We start from the raw sequence: 16,748 nt of genomic DNA, 5'->3' as shown, positions 1-16,748 counted from the left end.
TCAGGCGTGCCGGCTGGTGAGTTCTCGCTCCACGGGAACCGTGCCCGAAAAGTACCCTCGGGGCACCACGACCACCCCGCCTTCACTGACATGAAAGCGTTGGCGGTCTTTCTCCAGGTCATGCCCGATCAACTCGCCGGGCGGAATGTGGTTGTTCTGGTCGATGATCGCGCGCTTGATGCGGGCACCAGCACTGATCACCGAGCGCTCCATCACGATGCAATGCTCCAGCTGCGCATCGGGTTCGACGATGACCGAACGGCGCAGCATGGCATGGTCAAGTCGGGCACCATTGATCACGCTGCCCGACCCCACCACAGACCGGTTGATCATGCCGTTTTCGATCTGGGCCGACTCAGCGGAATCGTTGCTTGAATAAATGGGCCACTGAGGGTTGCTCATGCGAAAGCGCGGCTTGGCGCCGAGGGTGTCGAAATGGGCTTCAAAGTACGCATCGATGGTGCCGACGTCTCGCCAATAGGCCGCCTCTTCATAAGGCTGGGTGCCAGGGATCTCGTTGGTGGCAAAGTCGTAGGCCACCAATTTGTGCGTCTTCATCATGCGCGGCAGGATGTGCTTGCCAAAATCGCTTTCCCCCAGCTCTTTGGCACGCTTCAACTCTTTCAGCAACACGTCGGCTTTGAAGATGTAGTTGCCCATTGAGGCCAGCGCATGCCCGGGGCGTCCCGGCATGGACTTGGCGGTAGGCGGCTTTTCAATGAAATCGACTACCCGGTGCTCGTCATCCGTCTCGACGATGCCAAACGATGGGCTTTGCGACAGGGGCACCGGCAAGGTCGCCACGCTCACATCGGCCTGGGTCTTGAGGTGGAACTCCACCATCTGGCGCACATCCATGCGGTAGATGTGGTCGGCCCCAAACACCGCCACCAGGTCGGGCTGGGCGCTTTCAATCAAATGGATGTTTTGAAAGATGGCGTCGGCCGTGCCCTGAAACCACTCCTTGCCCGAATGCATCTGCGGCGGCACGACGGTGATGAAATGGTTGGGGATGAACCGGCTCATGGTCCACGACTGCCGAACGTGCTCGATCAGCGACTGCGATTTGTACTGCACCAGCAGGTACACCGAATAGATCTCGGAGTTGACCAGGTTGCTGAGCACGAAATCCACGATTCGATGCTTGCCGTTGAACGGCACGGAGGGCTTGCACCGATCGGCGGTCAGCGAGTGCAGGCGCGTGCCCTCCCCGCCTGCCATCACGAAAGCCAGCACGTTTTTGCCAGCAATCATGGCAGCCTCCGCTGAGTCAGGTTAGGGTTTGCAGTCATGGCCAAAAGTCCTTGTAGATCGATGACCTACTGGGGCAATTGGCGTGCCCATTTATTCCATGGCGTAAAACTGGAAACTCTGGGGGACTCGCGTGTAATCCTGTCGTGCGCGCCTGTAAAAGCTGCGCGTCAAGGCTTGGGCGGCTCGGGCCGCGTGTTGACGGGCCAGCACAGCGCCGCCGTGATCAAGGCCAAAGCCACGTGGATGATGTACACCGGCTGGAAGTCGGCATGCTGCGCACTGCCATGGCCGATCAACACCACCGTGATCGCCACCCCCAGCACCGAGCCGATCTGGCGCGTTGCCTGGTTGACGGCGCTGCCCACCGCATAGTGCTGCGGCGGCAGCTTGTTCACGGCCGCGGCCGACAATGAAGGCAACACCATGCCCACACCCACGCCACTGAGCAGCAAGCCCGGCAACCAATCACGCAGGTAGTTCACCGTCTCGCCTGGCACGAGCAAGAACCACAAGCCGCTCGCCGCATAGACCAAGCCGCCCCCCACCAGGAAAGGCCGATGCCCCAGGCGCCCTGCCAGCCGCCCCGTGATGATCGCCACCGGCATGACCAGCAAAGGCCCCGGGGTGATGGCCAGACCCGCGCGTGGCAAGGTGTAGTGCCACACACCGGTCATGTAGAAAAAGAAGGCGAAGAACATCATTGAAAACGCGATGCCAAACGCCAGCGTCGCCAGGTTGACGTAGCTGTAGGTGCGGTGCCTGAACAGACCCAGATCCACCAACGGCGCGGGCGTGAAGCGGGCCCAGGCAATGAAGCCAATGAAGGCGATCACGCCCGTGGCAAAGGTCATCACCAGATCGGTCCGGTGCCAGCTGGGCGCATCCGACTGCACGATGCTCAAGGCAATCGTGCCCACCGCCACGATCAGCAGGCCCACTCCCACCATGTCAACGCGGCGCCGGGTGTCTGGACGAACCGATTCGGTCAGCCTGGAGGCGCCACGCCACAACGCGATCGCGCCCAGGGGCAGGTTCAGGTAGAAGGCCCACTGCCAACCCACGGCATCCACCACGAAGGAGCCCAGGCTGGGCCCGATGGCCGCCGCCAGGCCACCCACCGCTCCCCACAGGCTGATGGCCACGGCGCGCTTGTCTTGTGGAAACGCCGCCAACACAATGGACAAGGAGGCGGGCGTCAGCAAGGCCGCGCCGATGGCCTGCAACACGCGCGCCGCGATCAGCCAGCCCACGCTGCCCGACAAGCCGCAGGCCGCCGAGGCGGCCAGGAACAGCACCACGCCGAACATGAACACGCGCTTGCGCCCGTGGGCGTCGGCCAGCCCACCCGCGGGGATCAACATGGCGGCGTAGACCACGGTGTAGGCATTGAGCACCCACGACATGTCCGCAGCCGAGGCCTGCGGGAAGGCGTTGCGCAGGGCGCCAAATGCCGCGAACAGCATGGTGCTGTCCAGCGAGACCAGGAACACCGCCACGCTGGCGATCCAGAAGGCCGGCCAAGGTGAGGCTGCCGGGGCTGGCGGGTGTGGCGGTACCACATGGATGGCGAGGTGGCTGGCTGCTGAGCGCATGGCGGCGGTCCTGTCAGGGTGGTGTTGTGGTCAAGCGTCGGCCGGAGCCAGGTACACGCCCGGTTCGGCCGACAAGCCTTGCTTGACCTGTTGGGTGAACTCATCGGCCAACACTTCGTCGGCACCGGCTTCCAGCGCATCGAAGGTGCGCGCCACCACCACACCAGGGGGTGTCTTGGGCGCGTCAAACCCGGCCGTCATGTCGGTGTCGATGAAGCCCACGTGCAAGCCCAGCACCTGCGTTTTCTGCTGACGCAACTCGTGGCGCAAGCCATTGGTCAACCCCCATGCTGCTGATTTGCTGGCGCTGTAAACACCCAGCACCGGCGAGTTGATCCAGCTGACCACGGACAGCACGTTCACGATGGCGCCACCGCCGTTGGCGGCCAGAACGCCCGCGAAAGCCTGGCTCAACATCAAGGGGCCAAAGAAGTTGGTCTCCATGTGTGCCCTGGCGGATGCCACGCTGTTGGCCGCCAAAAAGCCGCCCAAGTTGGCAATGCCCGCGTTGTTGACCAGCAAGGTGACGTCGCCCAATTCGGCGGCCACCCGGGCCACATCGGCGGGGTTGGTCACGTCCAGCTTCACAGGGATGACGCCAGGCAGGGTGACCGACAAAGGGTCACGCGCACCGGCGTACACCTTGCGGGCGCCACGGGCGAGCGCCTCTTTGGCGAATGCCAACCCCAGGCCCCGGTTGGCACCGGTGACGAGAACCACAGCGTTGTCGAGTTTCATGGTGATGTCCTTAACAATTTATGATGATCATCATATTTTCGGGTTAAAAAAAAGCCACCGGCTTATCCACCGGACGGCTCGTACTGCGTGATCAAACTTTGGCGGTTGGCCTTGAGCAGCGCCTTGCCTTGAGCGTTGTCGCCCAAAGCGCGGGCCATTTGCAAGGCGCCCACCATGGTGCTGGCAACCACCATGGCCGTGCTGGCAGGGGTGTTGGCGGGCAGTGCCTTTTTCACCAAACTGACCATGCCTTGCACGCGCTGCGCCGAGGCCTCGCGCACCTCGGGCGCCTGCCGGGGCATTTCGGAGCACAAGGCCGCCACCGGGCAGCCATGCTCTGCACCGCCCAGGTGGGCATCTGACAAATAGGATTCGACCAGGGCACGGAACTCACTGGCGCCCTGGGCCTGACGCTCGGCCATGCGGCGCCTCATGTGGGCCGCGCCATCTTGGCCCGCGCGTTCCAGCGCCTCGACCAGCAAGGCGTTGCGAGAGGCGAAGTGGGCGTAGAAGCCACCGTGCGTGAGGCCGGCTTCTTTCATGATGTCGGCCACGCCCACACCCTGGTAACCCGCACGCCGGATGGCCCGTGAGGCGGTTTCGACTATGCGATCGTGGGTAACTTCGCGGCGGCTGGGTTTAGCGTCCATGTCACCATGCTAGCACAATTTATGATGGTCATCATATCCATCAAAGCATGACTCAGGCAAATGAATGTTCGTCCTGCTGCCCTGCCAGGCGCAGAACGTAGCGACGGATGTCGTCAGGCCAGGCCTGTGCCAAATCAGCCAGTCGTGCGGCGTCATCGGCGAACAAGGCGCGGCTGGCCTCTTCGAAATTGGGCAGATCGCCTGCCAAGGCAGACATCGCCCGGTAAGCGGCCTCTTGCGACTGGCGCTTGCGCTCCTGATCAGGCAATGCGCGCCGCGCCTCTTCCACCAGCTTGCGCAGGGCCACGGAGGCACCGCCCCGCTGGGCGTTGAGCCATTCCCAATGGCGGGGCAGCAAGGTCACCTCGCGCGCCACCACGCCCAAACGCGGCCGTCCGCGGCCACGGGGCTCCACGGTAGCCGCTTCGTCAGCCCCGAAGGGCGGCGCGCTCGGCGCTGGTTCCAGGCGCCGCAAGATGTCTTGCTCAGAACCACGAAGGTCCAGATCGACGAGCGCGCCCGTGGCGTCCTTGAACACCAGGATCGAATCGACTGTGTCGCCCGCTGCTTTCACAGCGAGTGCGACCTCAGGAAGTGAGCCGGTGGCCAGCAGGCGGTGCCCTACGAAGGCGGTGGCCAAATTGTGTGATGAATGTTCCATGCAAGGAATATTACCCGGATAAAACAACTTTGTCAATTAAACCCGGGTAAATTTATTCGATGGCCGTCAAGACAGCTGTGGATGAAATCCTTGTTCCTGAATGGCCATCAGGACGGCTTTCTCGGGTTGCGTGGTGACCACGTCCACAAACCCTTGTTGCAAATCGAACTGCACCAGGGCAGTCGGGTCGAGCTTCTGGATGGCCTGGGTCACCTTTTGCACACATTGCGGGCCCGCGAGGTCACGGACATTCACATGGACTTCTGAACCAATGGTCATGGTCTTGCTCCTTCTGGGTTGAGTATCAAAAACGCTTTTGGCGTGCTGGACTTTCCTTGTCGACCTTTTCGCCCGGACCGTCAAGACAAGGCCTCACAGGGGGTTGGGCGATATCATTCCGGGCAGCTTGATCTGCCTTTCTTCAACCCCATTTCTGGACACCGCCATGCCCTACATGTTGCTGATCGTTGAGCCCGTTGGACAACGGCTCACCCGCACGGAAGCCGAAGGCCGCGAAGCGTATGCCAGCATGGTTCGCTTTGGCGCCGACTTGAAGGAGCGTGGGCTGCTGCTGGCCAGCGAATCCCTGCAATCGCAGAATGGCGCCGCGCGCGTGGCCGTGCGAGGTGGCCAGCGCCGCGTGTTGGATGGCCCCTTCGCCGAAGCCAAGGAGATGATCGGCGGTTTCTTCTTGCTGGATTGCCAGACCCGCGATGAAGCCATCGCGATTGCCGCGCAATGCCCGGCGGCCGAATGGTGCGAGATCGAAGTGCGCGCCCTTGCCCCCTGTTACCAAGATTAAAAAATGAGCGAGGCGGGTGTCGAAACCGCGTCGCCTGGTTCGTCGTGTGGATGAAGGGCTGAAGTGGCCTGAGGGATTCACGGCAAACCAGGAGCATCCAGATGCGATTCATGATCATGGTGAAATCGACGTCCGACAGTGGGGACTGCGTCACATCCGACGCGGCCATGCTCGCCTCGATGGCCCAGTACCACGAGCAACTGGCCAAGGCCGGCGTGCTCCTGGACGCATCGGGTTTGCAGCCTTCATCCACGGGCTGGCAGGTGCGCTACGGCGCCAGCGGACAAGGCACGGTGCTTGATGGCCCGTCGTCCACCGGCCACCAAACGCTGTTGGCTGGCTATGCGCTGATCCAGGTGCGCTCGCGCGCCGAAGCACTGGAATGGTCGCGTCGGTTTCCAGCCCCCGCGGGCGAGGGCATGGGGGCCGAGATCGAGGCCCGCCAGCTGCACGAACAATGAACAAGGAGCACGACGTGGTCAAGACCATCCTCATCGTGGCGGCCGTGGGCGTGGCCGGCCTGCTGGTTTACGCAGCTAGCAAGCCCGACACCTTCACCATCCAGCGCAGCGTCAGCATCAAGGCGCCAGCCACCAAGCTGCATCCGCTCATCAACGACCTGCACCAGTTCAACACCTGGAACCCCTACAACCTGAAGGATCCCGCCATCAAGGGCGCCTACCGCGGGCCGGCGGCGGGGCCCGGCGCGCACTACTACTTCGAGGGCAACAAGGACGTCGGCAAAGGGAGCATTGAAATCACCGCCTCGGCGCCCGACAAGGTCTCGATGCGGCTGGACATGATCGAACCCTTCGAAGGCCACAACCAGGTCGAGTTCACGCTCGCGCCGGTTGCCGATGGCGCCCAGGTGACCTGGGCCATGCGCGGCGCCGCGCCCTTCATGTACAAGCTGGTGGGCATCTTCATCAACATGGACCAGATGGTGGGCCGTGATTTCGAGACCGGCCTGGCCAATCTGAAAACCAAAGCGGAGCAAACATCATGAGCCGTCAAATCTTCGTCAACCTGCCCGTCCGCGACCTGGACAAGACCAAGGCATTTTTCAGCAGCCTGGGCTTTGGCTTCAACCAGCAGTTCACCAACGAGAAAGCGGCCTGCATGGTCATCTCGGAAGACCACAGCTACGTGATGTTGCTGGTCGAGGACTTCTTCAAGAGCTTCATCCGCAAGGCGGTGGCCGATGCCCACCAAAGCACCGAGGTGCTGATGTGCTTGTCGTGCGACAGCCGTGCCGAGGTCGATGAGATGGTGGCGAAGGCCATCGCCGCCGGTGGCAAGGCGTCCAAGGAGGCGAAGGACCACGGTTTCATGTACGAGCATGGCTTTGAAGACCTGGACGGCCACCTCTGGGAGGTGATGCACATGGACCTGAGTGCCGCGCCGCCCCAGTTCTGATGGCAACGGCCACGCACCAAGCCATCGAGGCGGTCTGGCGCATCGAATCGGCCAAGATCATCGCGGGGATCGCGCGCATGGTGCGCGACATCGGCCTGGCTGAAGAGCTTGCCCAGGATGCCCTGGTCACGGCACTGGAGCACTGGCCCAGCTCAGGTGTTCCGGACAACCCGGGCGCCTGGCTCATGACCACAGCCAAGAACCGGGCCCTTGACCGTTTGCGGCGAGCCAAGATGATCGAGGGCAAGCTGCAAGAGCTTGGCCATGATCTGCAAGCCCAGGAGGCCTTGATCGTGCCTGATTTCGTGGAAGCGCTGGATGCTGCCCGGGCCGACGAAATCGGCGACGATCTGCTGCGGCTGATCTTCACTGCCTGCCACCCGCTGTTGTCCACGCAGGCGCGCGCGGCACTGACCTTGAAGCTGCTGGGCGGGCTGACGACCGAGGAGATTGCCCGGGCCTTTTTGGTGTCCGAACCCACGATCGCGCAACGCATCGTCCGCGCCAAGCGCACGCTGACGGCGGCCAAGGTGCCTTTCGAAGTGCCACGCGGCGAAGACCTGGCGCAACGCCTGGCCTCCGTCCTGGAGGTGGTTTACCTGATCTTCAACGAGGGCTACACCGCCACCAGCGGCGAAGACTGGATGCGCCCAGCCCTGTGCGATGAAGCCTTGCGGCTGGGCCGCATGCTGGCGGAGCTTGCCCCCCACGAGGCCGAGGCGCATGGACTGATCGCCTTGATGGAATTGCAGGCATCGCGGGTGGCCGCCCGGGTGGATGCATCGGGCAAGCCGGTCTTGCTGCTGGACCAGGATCGCACCCGTTGGGACCACCTGCTGATCCGGCGCGGGCTGAACGCGCTGGCCCGTGCCGAAGCGCTGGCCGAATCAACGGGGCAAGCGCTGGGCGCCTACGCCCTTCAAGCCTCGATCGCGGCCTGCCATGGTCGGGCCCGCACCGGCGATGCGACCGATTGGACGCGCATCGCCGCTTTGTACGACGCCCTGGCCCAGGCCGCGCCCTCACCCGTGGTGGAGCTGAACCGGGCGGTGGCGGTGGGCATGGCCTTCGGGCCGGCCGCGGGCCTGCAGATCGTGGATGAGTTGCGCCAGGATCCCTCACTGCAAGGCTACCAATGGCTGCCCAGCGTGCGTGGCGACTTGCTGGCCAAGCTGGGCCGCACGCTGGAAGCCCGCGCAGAGTTCGAGCGCGCGGCCGAACTGGCGGGCAATGCGCGCGAGCGTGAGTTACTGCTAGAACGTGCCCGGGCTTTGGGGCCGGACCTGCCTTGAACTGGCCGCCAACCTTTGCCCCGGCTTGTCGGGCTTGAGCCCGGCACCGCGCACCTCGAACTTCACCTCGGCCATGGTCTGGCCCTGCGCATCAATCAAGGCCAGATGGTGCCGACCTGGCCACATGGTCCACAGCATCGGTTTGGCGGGGCCAAGGCGCTTGCCGTCGAGGCGCCAGGCCCATTGAGAGGGCACGCCCGGCGCGGCGCTCAAAGTCAAGCGCTGCGACCGGGGCGGGATGTCGGGGTCCAGCGCGATGACGGTGCGGTCAGCCGGGGCAGTGATCAGTGAGCGGGCCGAGCCCGACAGGCTGGCCAGCTGGATGTGGCTTTGTTGCGTACCCTCCAAAAACCACTCCTGGCGCGGAGGCTCCAGTTGCCGATCGAAGCTCACCGCGGTTTGAACGACGCTGGCGGGTGCACCCGATGCCTGTGGCAGCAAGGGCCCGGCCCGGCGCTCAAGCTCGTCCATCACCGTGCGCCACACCGGCGCAGCGCCGCTTACGCCCGACACATCCCACATGGGTTCGCCGCTCGCATTGCCCACCCAAACCCCCACGGTGTAGCGCTTTGAAAAACCAATGCACCAGTTGTCGCGCATGTCCTTGCTGGTGCCGGTTTTGGCGGCCACCCAGTAGCGCGCGGCCAGGGCGTTGTCCAGGCCAAAGGTGGGCACACGGGCTTCGCGGTCGGCCAGGATGTCACTGACGATGAAGCTGGCGCCGGAGTCCATCACGGCTTTCGGGGCCAGCGCCGGGTCCGTGGCGCGCATGCGCAGTGGCGTGTGAACGCCGCCATTGGCCAGGGACCTGTAAGCGTTGCTCAGGTCGGCCAGGGTGACCTCGGCCGAGCCCAAGGCCAGGCTGTAACCGTAGTAATCGCCATTGCGTTTAAGAGGCAGGCCCAGGGCTTTCAAGCGCTGCGCGAAACGTTCGGGCGTGACCATGACCAGGGTGCGCACGGCCGGCACGTTGAGCGAGGCGGCCAAGGCAGTGCGCACTGACACCGGTCCCTTGAAGTGGCGATCGTAGTTTTGCGGAATGTAGAGGCCGCCGGGTGTCGACAAGTCCACCGGCGAGTCGTGCAGGATGGAGGCGGCGGTCATCCAGCGCTGCTCCATGGCCATCTCATACAGAAAGGGTTTGAGCGTGGAACCCGCCTGACGCAAGGCCATCACCCCATCGACCTCGGCCGCTTGCGACAGGCCGCCGCCGCTGGAGCCCACCCAGGCCAGCACATCGCCCGAGGCGTTGTCGATGACGATGACGGCGCCGTCTTCCACATGGCGCTCTTGCAGGCCTGCCAGGTGCTGGCGCAAGGTGTCTCGGGTGAAGCGCTGCAGACGCGCATCCAAGGTGCTCTTGAGAGAGACTGGCTTGGCCGCGCTTGCGGTGGCTGCATTCAAGGCCAACAGCCGGCGTGCCAGATGAGGCGCGATCTGGCGGTCAGCGTCCAGACGTTCAGCGGGGCGGCTGGCCAGGACCTGTTCCGTGTAGGTGGACAAGAACACGCACGCCTTGGCCCGGCCTTGCGCGGTGAGGATGCCGCAAGCGCGGCTGGACACGGCCAGGGGCTTGGCGTTGGGGGCGCGCACCAAGGCTGCGGCAATGGCCGCCTCCTGGGCGTTCAGGCCACTCGGGTACTTCTGGAACAAGCGGGCTGACATGGCCCCAATGCCGACCAACTCGCCCCTGAAGCCGACGAGGTTGACGTAGGCCTCCAGGATCTGGTCCTTGCGCCATTGGCGTTCCAACTGCCAGGCGGTGCTGACCTGGCCCACTTTCGCGCTCAGCGACCGGCCGCCCTTGGGCGTGGCCAGTTCGGCGTCCAGCAGGCCGGCCAGTTGCATGGTCACGGTAGAGGCGCCGCGCGTGCGGGTGTTCCACAGGTTGGCCCACGCGGCAGCACCGACGGAAGACCAATCAACGCCACCGTGCTCGTAGAAGCGCTTGTCTTCCGAGAACAGCAAGGCCTGCCGGAAAGCGGGCGACACCTGCGCCAAGGGCACCCAATCCGACCGCTGGGCGCGTGTGTCGGCGCGCAGCTGCTGAACGGGCTCGCCATGGCGGTCCAGCAGCACGGCATCCGACGACCGGTACCGCGCCTTGACCTGCTCGAAGCTGGGCAAGGCCAGCGCGGCGGTGCAGGCCATGGCCCCAGCCGCCAGCACACACCATGAACGCCAAGTGCTGCCCATCATGGCCTCAAGGCCCCACCGCCACGGGCGCGTTGGGGAACTCGCCGAACATCTCGGGCGCGTACATGGCCTCGACGCGCGTTTGCGGCAGGCCGAAGGTGCCGGGGTTGTTCAAGCGCACCGTGTATTCCAGCACCAACGGGCCCTTGGGCAGGTAGCGGTAGTAGGAACGGAAGGCTTCGAAGCTGCGCTCCTGGTAGGCCAGCCAACCACGGCTGTCCTGCCGCTCATCGGTTGTGCTCATGGCATCGTCGCGGCCCAGCCCCGAGCCCAGCAAGGTCGAACCACCAGGGATAGGGTCGTTGACCACCACCCAGGTCATGTCGGCCTGCGCGTCAATCTGCAGGTGCACGCGCAGCACGTCGCCCCGGCTGTATTGGCCCTTCACCTTCTGCTCCACCGGCGTGATGGTCTTGGTGATGCGGTAACCGCTGCTGAAAGGCGTGGTCAGGCGGATGGCGGCCTTGCTGGTGAAGGTAAGCCATGGCTTGCCCGTGCCTTCGTGCGTGACCTTGACGTTGCTGCCTGCCGGGCTTGATGCACTGCCAGCCACGGGCTTGGGCCAGCCCAGCGCCACCTTGCCGCCATCGGGCGATTGGCTCCACGAAAAGTTCTGTGGCGCCGGCCCGGGCTCGAAGCCAACCTTCGACGTACCGGTGACCGGATCGCGCTCAAAGCGTTTCGAGAAGGCCTCGATGGCGACCGAACCCCAGGCGTTGGACACCGTGGTGGACCAACGGCCGCGCTGCTGGCGTTGCAAGGTGCCGGTGACTAGGCGCGGCAGGTCGTCTTTCCAGGCGGCCTTGGGCAAAGTGGCCAAGATCATGCGCACGCTGTTGACGTCGCCATTGGCCATCAGCCACCACCAACTGTCATCGCGCTCGGTCGAGAAGCCCAGGCGCGTGCCCTGCACGTTCAAACGCGCACGCAGGATCTGCTCGGCCTCCAGCATGCGCTTGTCGCGCTCGGGGATGTCCTTCACACGATCCAGGATGGACAGCCAATCGATGACGGCGCTGGTCGGCCACTGGTTGGGCAGGATCTGCACCGAGTCCAGCATGCGCGCTTGCACTTTGCCCGTGCGCGACAGCGCCTCGATCGCGGCCAGCTTGCGCACGTCCAAATCACCGTTCTTCAGAAAGGCCGGCACCCAGAAGTCGCGCTTGATGCGGCCTTCGACAAAAGCAGCCAAACCGCGCTCCATGCGCAGGCGCGTGTCGTCGGGCAGGCTGAAGTCGTAACCCAGCTTGCTGGCTTCATCGCTGATGGCCAGCAGGTAAGCGGTCAGGCTGTCGCTGCCGGTGCGGCCCGAACTGGCCGAAGGCGGGAAGTAATGCGCCAGGCCATCGTCATCCAGGTACAGCGGGATGCGGCTGGCCAGGCTGCGCCAAGCCTCGACATCGCGCAGGCCGATGGCGATGGAGGCGCGTTGCTCCAGGCAATCCCACAGGTAACGCTCGAAGAAGTCACGCACACCGGGCAGGCCGTCAGACAGCTTGGGCTTGAAGGCGACTTCGATGCCGCCGCGGGGCACGCCTTGCGCATCGGCCAGGGCCGTGGCGGGCATACCGATGGGGATGCTGACGCTGCCTTTGTCCAGTTGCATCAAGGTGGCTTGCTGCACCGTCACGGGCACGGCTTCGGCCACCTTCTGCGTCACCTTCATGCGGTCACGCACGGCGCCCGATTCGGCCGACACCGTCCATTCCTGCTGCTTGACATTGAAGGGCACGGTCACGTCCCAACCCGCTTCGGCAGCAGCGTTGGGTTCGATGCGAATGCGCTGCGCGGGCAAGGTATCAGTGCCGACCTGCGCGGTGAACGAGGCCTCCATGGCCTGGGCCGTGGTATTGCGCAAGGTGAACATGGCCCGATAGCGGTCACCCTCGCGCACCAGCGGCGGCACGCCCGAGACGATCTGCAGATCCTGCGTGGCAGCGATGCTGGCGCGCCCTGTGCCGAACAAACCCGCGTTGGCGCCCTGCACCGCATCCGCGATGACGACGATGCGGAAGGACGTGAGCGAATCGTTCAAGGGCACCTTGACGACCGCCTCACCCTTGGCATCGAGCACCACGCGCGGGTTCCACAACAGCAAGGTGTCGAACAACTCGCGCGTGGGGAACTGCCCGCCCCCACCACCCGGTGGCGCGGCCTTCTTGCCGAAGTGCCGCTTGCCGATGATCTGCATCTGCGCGGTGGCGGTGTCCACGCCATAGCCGCGCTTGCGCACCATGGCGCCCAGCAGATCCCAGCTGTCGTTGGGGCTGAGTTCCAGCAAGGCTTCGTCCACGGCGGCCAGGGCCACTTCGGTGCCGGCAGGCGCGGGTTGGCCGTTCGGCAAGCTGACCTTCACGCGCACCTGGCTGGTCGCGCGGATCGGGTAACGCGCCTTGTCTGGCTGCACCTCGACCTTCAAGCGGTGCCCCGCCGTGCCCACCTCGATCTCGGCGATGCCGTACTTGAAGGCCGGCTTGGACAGATCGACCATCGCGGTGGGCATTTGGTAGTCGCGGCCATCGTCATTGAAGGCCTTCCACCATTCAGTGGGCGAGCGCCAGCCCCAGGTGAAGAAGCTGTACCAGGGCACCTCGTGCACGCGGCCACGCACGGCCAGCACGGACACGAACACATTAGGGCCCCACTCGGCCTTCACGTCCAGAGAGATGGTCGGGTCCTTGCCGTTGAGTTCGAGCGTGCGGGTCTCGATGATGCCGTTGCGCTCGATGGCGACCAGCGCCGTGGCATGGCGGAAGGGGCTGCGCACCTGGAACTTCGCGGTCTGGCCCGGCTCGTAGCTGCGCTGCTCGGGGATCACGTCCATGCGATCCTGGTTCTCGCCACCGAACCACAGTTCACCCTGGCGCGTTACCCAAACAGAGGCAGCCGAGCGCGCGGTGTTGCCGGCGGCGTCATTGGCTTGCGCGATCAGTTCAACCTCGCCAGCGGACTTCAGCGTGCCCTCGCACAGCACCAGGCCGCGCGCATCGCTGGTGCCGCTGCACACCTGACCCAGGTCTTCATCGGCATTCTGATTGTCATAGGCATAGAAGCCGCCCACCAGGCGCTTGCGGGTGGAGTTGGTGCGATGGGCGACGGCGCGCACACTAACGCTCACGCCCGCCTTGGGCTGGCCAGCGGTGTCCAGCACCACCACTTGCGTGGCCACCTTCTGCTTCACCGACACCCATTCCTCGGTGCGCACGCCCAGCGCCAGGCCGGCGGGCCACACGGGCACGGTCTGGCTCAAGGTCTGCACCTCGCCATTGGGGTCGGCGTAGGTGGCCTGCACCAGCATCTCGCGCGGCACCTTGGTGGCGGGCAGCTTGGGCAGCAGCACATTGCCAGCACCATTCTTGTCCAACGTCACGGGCAGCTTGTCGGCCACCAGCTTGGCGCGCTCTTCAGGCGTGTAGACCGACGACTCCTCATCGCCCTCGTCCACATAGTCTTCCGAGAAGAAAGACTTGGCATTGGGATCGCGTGGCTCGCGTGGTGGGTTGAAGCGGAAGCCGGGATAGCGCTCGGTGCGCAAAGCCGACTCCAGGTTCGCATCACGCCATTGGGCCGACACGCGCACCGGCAAACCCGCCGCGCCGCCGCCATTGCCGTAGTTGATCTGCAAACCCAGGCTCACGTCCTTGGGCTGGATCAGCGCGGCCTTGGGCGGGATGATGCGGCCGGTCATCACCGGCAGGCGGAACTCCTCGACGCGGAAGCTGCCCGTGCTCACACGCTGGCCATCGCGGACCAACTGGATGTTGTAGACACCCAGCTTGGCGTCTTCGGGGATGGCGAAGCTGGATTCGGCATGGCGGCCGCGCCAGCTCAGTGCTTGCGAGAACTCCTGGCCCGTGCCCTCGTGCACGATGGTCAGCGTGGGCGGCAGCTCACGGGGGTCGACCAGGCCCAGGCCCGTCAGCTTCTCAAGACGGGCGTGGTGCTGCATGGACACGGTCTGGCCAGCGCGCAACAAGGTGCGGTCCAGCACCGAGTGGTAGATGCTGGGCGATGGCACGTCCGACCAGCTGGTGTTCACATGAAAGCGCCAGGGCTCGATGCCCTGGTTCCAAGTCGACCACACAAAGGCCATGTCGGCACGGCCGTGCGCATCCGTCTTGCGGGCACTGACGAAGTAGCCTGTTTCGTTCTCGTTGCGCGAAGCACCGCTCTGGCAATACTCCCAGGTCAGGCGCGGCAACTCTTTTTTGACCATGGCCAAGCCCAGTTTGTCCGTGCGCCCAGACCACACCACTTGGCCCTGGCAATCCGAGATCTGCACCTGCGCAGCTTCCACCGGCTTGCCTTTGTCCAGCGTCGTCACCCACACCAGCGAGTTGTTGGTGCTGGTCTTGAAATGCACGCCCAGGTTGGTGACCAGCACGCTGGTGCGCACGAACATGGGCGCATCGCGGTCCAGCAGCGCCTGGCCCAGCTTGGCCGATTCAACCTCCACCACGTGGAAGCCGGGCTGGTTCATGGGAATGCCGATGACCTCGAATGGCCGGGCATCAACCTTGGCATCGCCGGACGGCAAGCTCAGCTTCTTCGCGTCGGCTTCGCGGTTGAGAAGACTCACCGTGCGGGTCTGGACCACATCGGGCCGATCTGCGTTGTCGTCTTCCTCATCCTCGGGCACCGCTTCGCCATATCGCTTGGCGGGTCGCGCCGGCTTGGCTTTTTTAACGGGTGGCGGCAACTTGATGCCCAACTCCGACTGGACTTCGTCGCGAGGCAAACGCCCCTCGTTGTAGCGCTTGACCTTGGCCAGCCAGTCGATGATGGCCTGGTCATCGGCCAGCTTCAGATCGCGCACCGCACTGCCCGGCGTGGCCAGGCCTTTCACCTTCAGATCACCTTCAATGCGGCGCACGGTCAAGGGCAGCATCGGCTCGGCGTTCAGTTCCAAGATGCCAAACGTGGCCGCGGGGAACTTGGCCAAGGCCGGGGCCTCGGCCGTGCGTGTCTTCAAAGGGAAGGCGCTGGCGTTGCTCAGCACACGGCCCGCATCGTCACGCAGGTCGGCGGGCAGCTCGATGCGGATGTCGGCGCTTTCAGGCAAGGGGCCTTTGAACTCCACGGCGCTGACGCCACTGTCCGACGGGTCGATGCCCACCTCACCCTTCTTGCGGCTGAACAGGTAGAAGAACTGGCGGATGCCGTTCCGCACCACCGACAGCAGTTGCTCTTTGGTCTCGCCACGTTGCTGCTCCACCTCAGGCTTGCGCTGGCCATCGGGCGCGATCAGAACGATTCGCTCGGCCAGCTTGCGGGGCACGGGCGATGAAAACTCGATCCGCATCGGCCTGATGGGCAGGCAATCCGCGCGCGAACTCGTGCGCTCGCAAGTGAAGCTGGCGCTGAACGGCGGGCGAACGGCGTAGTCCAGGGTGCGGTCGTTCGAATTGGGCACGCCCGATGGCGTGGCAATGCCGCGCGCCCAGACCACCTGAACCCGGGCATCGTTGGGCAAAGGCCGCGCGCACTGCACCGTGGCCACACGGGCCTGCTGCGGCAACAGGTCAACCGCCTTGAGAATCGCGTCGCGCACGGCACCCGTCACCACTTTCAAGGGCAGTTGTTCGCCCAGGCCCGCGACCTCGCAGCGCCCATGCCGCTCAATGCTGGCCGCCGTGGCCGCGCCAGTGAGCAGCAGCGCAAACACTTGCTCTTCCTCGATCCGACTGCCCTCGCCCGCCACGGGGTAGGCCCTCACGATCGTTGGGCCACCCGTGCTGAAATCGTAAGCGGCCGGGCCTTGCACCGCATCACCGGCCAAGGTCTTCAAGCCAGACTTCAACTTGAAGCTGCACTTGGTGCCTGCCGGCACGTCCTGCGTGAAGTCATGCACCCAGGTCTTGTCATCCACCCAACGGCCCGAGCCCGCTGGCGGCGTGCTGTTGAGGCAAGCCAGATCGAACGGCGATGGCAACTTGGGATCGCCAAAACGCACCATCGATTCCGTGAACGTGGCCCGCGCCTGCCTCACCTTGGCCACCTCGCCCTGCGGCGAAAAGGTCTGCACCGTGGCTGCGGACAACACCCCCGTGGTCAAGGCCAACGCCGTCCAGGCCAGTGCCTTGGGCATGCTGCGGCGAAACCAATGTTGACTCATGGGGCGTCCTCTGCTGTGTTGTCGTGGCAGGC

The 16,748-nt window shown here is 64.6% G+C and carries 13 protein-coding genes; 5 read left to right on the top strand and 8 right to left on the bottom strand.

The window, feature by feature from the left end:
- The 6 genes from LQ232_RS21665 to LQ232_RS21640 all read right to left on the bottom strand — a co-directional run bounded on the left by LQ232_RS21665 (nucleotide 1) and on the right by LQ232_RS21640 (nucleotide 5,174).
- Nucleotides 1-1,254, bottom strand: coding sequence for a glucose-1-phosphate adenylyltransferase (locus tag LQ232_RS21665; RefSeq protein WP_371820355.1), 1,254 nt, complete (start codon nucleotides 1,252-1,254; stop codon nucleotides 1-3).
- A gap of 167 nt (nucleotides 1,255-1,421) precedes the next feature.
- Complete coding sequence (locus tag LQ232_RS21660) at nucleotides 1,422-2,846, bottom strand: MFS transporter (RefSeq protein WP_230182473.1); 1,425 nt, start codon at nucleotides 2,844-2,846, stop codon at nucleotides 1,422-1,424.
- Nucleotides 2,847-2,876: 30 nt separating this feature from the next.
- Nucleotides 2,877-3,584 (bottom strand): SDR family oxidoreductase, encoded by a 708-nt coding sequence (locus LQ232_RS21655; protein ID WP_230182472.1) that lies wholly within the window; start codon nucleotides 3,582-3,584, stop codon nucleotides 2,877-2,879.
- Nucleotides 3,585-3,646: 62 nt separating this feature from the next.
- Nucleotides 3,647-4,234 carry a TetR/AcrR family transcriptional regulator gene (locus LQ232_RS21650; RefSeq protein ID WP_230182471.1) on the bottom strand — a complete coding sequence of 196 codons (588 nt, stop codon included), beginning with the start codon at nucleotides 4,232-4,234 and terminating at the stop codon, nucleotides 3,647-3,649.
- Nucleotides 4,235-4,286: 52 nt separating this feature from the next.
- The gene (locus LQ232_RS21645) at nucleotides 4,287-4,895 is read right to left on the bottom strand and encodes a DUF2239 family protein (RefSeq protein ID WP_230182470.1); all 609 of its coding nucleotides are present in this window, start codon (nucleotides 4,893-4,895) and stop codon (nucleotides 4,287-4,289) included.
- Nucleotides 4,896-4,961: 66 nt separating this feature from the next.
- The gene (locus LQ232_RS21640; RefSeq protein WP_230182469.1) at nucleotides 4,962-5,174 is read right to left on the bottom strand and encodes a heavy metal transport/detoxification protein; all 213 of its coding nucleotides are present in this window, start codon (nucleotides 5,172-5,174) and stop codon (nucleotides 4,962-4,964) included.
- Between the two features lie 166 nt (nucleotides 5,175-5,340).
- On the opposite strand from LQ232_RS21640, the gene LQ232_RS21635 reads away from it, so the two are divergent.
- The 5 genes from LQ232_RS21635 (at nucleotide 5,341) to LQ232_RS21615 (ending at nucleotide 8,405) form a co-directional block, all read left to right on the top strand.
- The gene (locus tag LQ232_RS21635) at nucleotides 5,341-5,697 is read left to right on the top strand and encodes a YciI family protein (RefSeq protein ID WP_230182468.1); all 357 of its coding nucleotides are present in this window, start codon (nucleotides 5,341-5,343) and stop codon (nucleotides 5,695-5,697) included.
- Between the two features lie 101 nt (nucleotides 5,698-5,798).
- Nucleotides 5,799-6,158, top strand: coding sequence for a YciI family protein (locus LQ232_RS21630; RefSeq protein ID WP_230182467.1), 360 nt, complete (start codon nucleotides 5,799-5,801; stop codon nucleotides 6,156-6,158).
- Between the two features lie 14 nt (nucleotides 6,159-6,172).
- Nucleotides 6,173-6,703: an SRPBCC family protein gene (locus LQ232_RS21625; protein WP_230182466.1), complete on the top strand. Its 531-nt coding sequence runs from the start codon at nucleotides 6,173-6,175 to the stop codon at nucleotides 6,701-6,703.
- A complete protein-coding gene (locus LQ232_RS21620) occupies nucleotides 6,700-7,113 on the top strand; it encodes a VOC family protein (protein WP_230182465.1) in 414 nt (137 codons plus the stop codon). Before LQ232_RS21625 ends, LQ232_RS21620 begins: the two co-directional genes overlap by 4 nt.
- Nucleotides 7,113-8,405 (top strand): RNA polymerase sigma factor, encoded by a 1,293-nt coding sequence (locus LQ232_RS21615; protein ID WP_371820354.1) that lies wholly within the window; start codon nucleotides 7,113-7,115, stop codon nucleotides 8,403-8,405. The genes LQ232_RS21620 and LQ232_RS21615 overlap by 1 nt, the downstream gene beginning before the upstream one ends.
- Here the strand turns inward: LQ232_RS21615 and pbpC are convergent.
- Nucleotides 8,367-10,604 carry a penicillin-binding protein 1C gene (pbpC, locus tag LQ232_RS21610; RefSeq protein ID WP_371820353.1) on the bottom strand — a complete coding sequence of 746 codons (2,238 nt, stop codon included), beginning with the start codon at nucleotides 10,602-10,604 and terminating at the stop codon, nucleotides 8,367-8,369. The two genes, LQ232_RS21615 and pbpC, sit on opposite strands and share 39 nt — an antisense overlap.
- 4 nt (nucleotides 10,605-10,608) lie before the next feature.
- Complete coding sequence (locus LQ232_RS21605) at nucleotides 10,609-16,716, bottom strand: alpha-2-macroglobulin (protein WP_230182464.1); 6,108 nt, start codon at nucleotides 16,714-16,716, stop codon at nucleotides 10,609-10,611.
- Nucleotides 16,717-16,748: the final 32 nt, after the last annotated feature.

It is taken from the genome of Aquabacterium sp. CECT 9606, from assembly GCF_918741295.1.
Taxonomy (GTDB): domain Bacteria; phylum Pseudomonadota; class Gammaproteobacteria; order Burkholderiales; family Burkholderiaceae_C; genus Aquabacterium.
Note: the sequence above shows the minus strand (reverse complement) of the source record. Positions and strands in the feature narration are given on the sequence as shown.

Bases quoted from the DNA above. Each gene is read 5' to 3' on its own strand.
- pbpC (WP_371820353.1), bottom strand. From the start codon at position 10,604: ATGATGGGCAGCACTTGGCGTTCATGGTGTGTGCTGGCGGCTGGGGCC.
- LQ232_RS21620 (WP_230182465.1), top strand. From the start codon at position 6,700: ATGAGCCGTCAAATCTTCGTCAACCTGCCCGTCCGCGACCTGGACAAG.
- LQ232_RS21655 (WP_230182472.1), bottom strand. From the start codon at position 3,584: ATGAAACTCGACAACGCTGTGGTTCTCGTCACCGGTGCCAACCGGGGC.
- LQ232_RS21640 (WP_230182469.1), bottom strand. From the start codon at position 5,174: ATGACCATTGGTTCAGAAGTCCATGTGAATGTCCGTGACCTCGCGGGC.
- LQ232_RS21660 (WP_230182473.1), bottom strand. From the start codon at position 2,846: ATGCGCTCAGCAGCCAGCCACCTCGCCATCCATGTGGTACCGCCACAC.
- LQ232_RS21645 (WP_230182470.1), bottom strand. From the start codon at position 4,895: ATGGAACATTCATCACACAATTTGGCCACCGCCTTCGTAGGGCACCGC.
- LQ232_RS21635 (WP_230182468.1), top strand. From the start codon at position 5,341: ATGCCCTACATGTTGCTGATCGTTGAGCCCGTTGGACAACGGCTCACC.
- LQ232_RS21665 (WP_371820355.1), bottom strand. From the start codon at position 1,254: ATGATTGCTGGCAAAAACGTGCTGGCTTTCGTGATGGCAGGCGGGGAG.
- LQ232_RS21650 (WP_230182471.1), bottom strand. From the start codon at position 4,234: ATGGACGCTAAACCCAGCCGCCGCGAAGTTACCCACGATCGCATAGTC.
- LQ232_RS21615 (WP_371820354.1), top strand. From the start codon at position 7,113: ATGGCAACGGCCACGCACCAAGCCATCGAGGCGGTCTGGCGCATCGAA.
- LQ232_RS21605 (WP_230182464.1), bottom strand. From the start codon at position 16,716: ATGAGTCAACATTGGTTTCGCCGCAGCATGCCCAAGGCACTGGCCTGG.
- LQ232_RS21630 (WP_230182467.1), top strand. From the start codon at position 5,799: ATGCGATTCATGATCATGGTGAAATCGACGTCCGACAGTGGGGACTGC.